General features: G+C 73.5%; 2 protein-coding genes. Both read right to left on the reverse strand.

Translation table 11 applies throughout. The annotated features are described in order from the left end of the window. On the reverse strand, nucleotides 1-1,184 hold a 1,184-nt coding region (locus tag GA0115240_RS29705; protein WP_370673384.1), incomplete at its 3' end, for a beta-ketoacyl synthase N-terminal-like domain-containing protein. Further along, nucleotides 1,181-1,661: acyl carrier protein (locus GA0115240_RS39460; RefSeq protein WP_141709008.1), on the reverse strand; the 481-nt coding region annotated here is incomplete at its 5' end. The genes GA0115240_RS29705 and GA0115240_RS39460, both read right to left, overlap by 4 nt.

Raw genomic sequence — 1,661 nt, forward strand, 5'->3', positions numbered from 1 at the left:
TCGGCCCGCTCCTGGCCGTAGGTGGCCAGCAGCGCGCCGGCTTCGATCGGGTCGCCCAGCGGTGTGCCGGTGCCGTGCGCCTCGACCACGTCGACGTCGGCGGCCGTCAGGCCCGCGTTGGCCAGCGCCTGCCGGATCACCCGCTGCTGGGAGGGGCCGTTGGGCGCGGTGAGTCCGCTGCTGGCCCCGTCCTGGTTCACCGCGGTGCCGCGGACCACCGCGAGCACCCGGTGTCCGTTGCGGCGGGCGTCGGAGAGCCGTTCCAGCACCAGCATCCCGGCGCCCTCGCCCCATGCGGTGCCGTCCGCCGCGCCCGCGAAGGCCTTCACCCGGCCGTTGGCCGCCAGCGCCCGCTGGCGGCTGTGCTCGACGAAGACGAAGGGCGAGGCGAGGACGGCGACCCCGCCGGCCAGGGCGAGTGAGCAGTCGCCCTGGCGCAGGGCCTGGGCGGCCAGGTGCAGGGCGACCAGCGAGGAGGAGCAGGCGGTGTCGACGGAGACGGCCGGCCCTTCCAGGCCCAGCACATAGGAGACACGCCCCGAGGCCACACTGCCGTGGCTGCCCGTCGTCAGATAGCCCTGCAACTCGTCGGCGACCGACGGGAGTCGGCTGATGTAGTCGTGGTACATCACCCCGGCGTAGACACCGGTCGCGGTGCCGCGCAGGCTGCTGGGGTCGATGCCGGCGTGCTCGAACGCCTCCCAGGACGTCTCCAGCAGCAGCCGCTGCTGCGGGTCCATCGCCAGCGCCTCGCGGGGGGAGATCCCGAAGAACTCGGCGTCGAAACCGGCCACGTCGTACAGGAAGGCGCCCTCGCGGACGTAGGACGTGCCGTGGTGGTCCGGGTCGGGGTCGTACAGGCCCTCGACGTCCCAGCCGCGGTCGCCGGGGAAGGCGCCCACCACGTCCACGCCCGACTCCACCAGCGACCACAGGGCGTCCGGCGAGGCCACACCGCCGGGGTAGCGGCACGCCATCCCCACGATCGCCACCGGCTCGTCCGCGGCCGCGAGCAGTTCCTGGTTCTGCCGCCGCAGCCGGGCGGTCTCCTTGAGGGAATCCCGCAGCGCGTTGACGACGGCCTGCGACGGTGCGGTCTTTTCGTCCATGACCTCTACGACCTCTTCTTCTCTTCCTGCGGGGCTGTCGGGATCTTCCGGACGGGTTCGGCCGGGCCGGCTCAGCGGTCCAGGCCCTCCTGGGCCAGCCGGATCAGTTCCTCGACGTCCATGTCGTCGATCTGGTCCAGCTCGGCCTCGGCGACGAGGAGTTGCGTCTCGTCCAGGGCGGTCCGCTCCGTCGCGGACGCCGGCTCCAGCGCTTCCGGGAACAGCTCCGACCGCAACTGCGCGGCCAGCACCTCGGGTGACGGGTAGTCGAAGACGAGCGTGGCGGGCAGCCGCAGACCGGTCCTGCGGTTCAGCCGGTTGCGCAGTTCCACCGCGGACAACGACGTGAAGCCCAGGTCCTTGAAACCGCGCCGGACATCCACCCCGTCCGGCGACGGGTGGTCCAGCACCGTGGCGACCTCGGCCCGGACCAGGTCGAGCAGGGACTTCAGCCGGTCGGCCGGCGCCAGCGGCGCCAGCCGCTCCGCCAAGGTGGCCGGCGCGCCGGCCGCGGCCGGCACGGTACCGCGCGCCGCGGTCCGGCGTGCCGGG

The sequence above is a fragment of the Streptomyces sp. DvalAA-14 genome, assembly GCF_900091855.1.
Classification (GTDB): Bacteria; Actinomycetota; Actinomycetes; order Streptomycetales; family Streptomycetaceae; genus Actinacidiphila.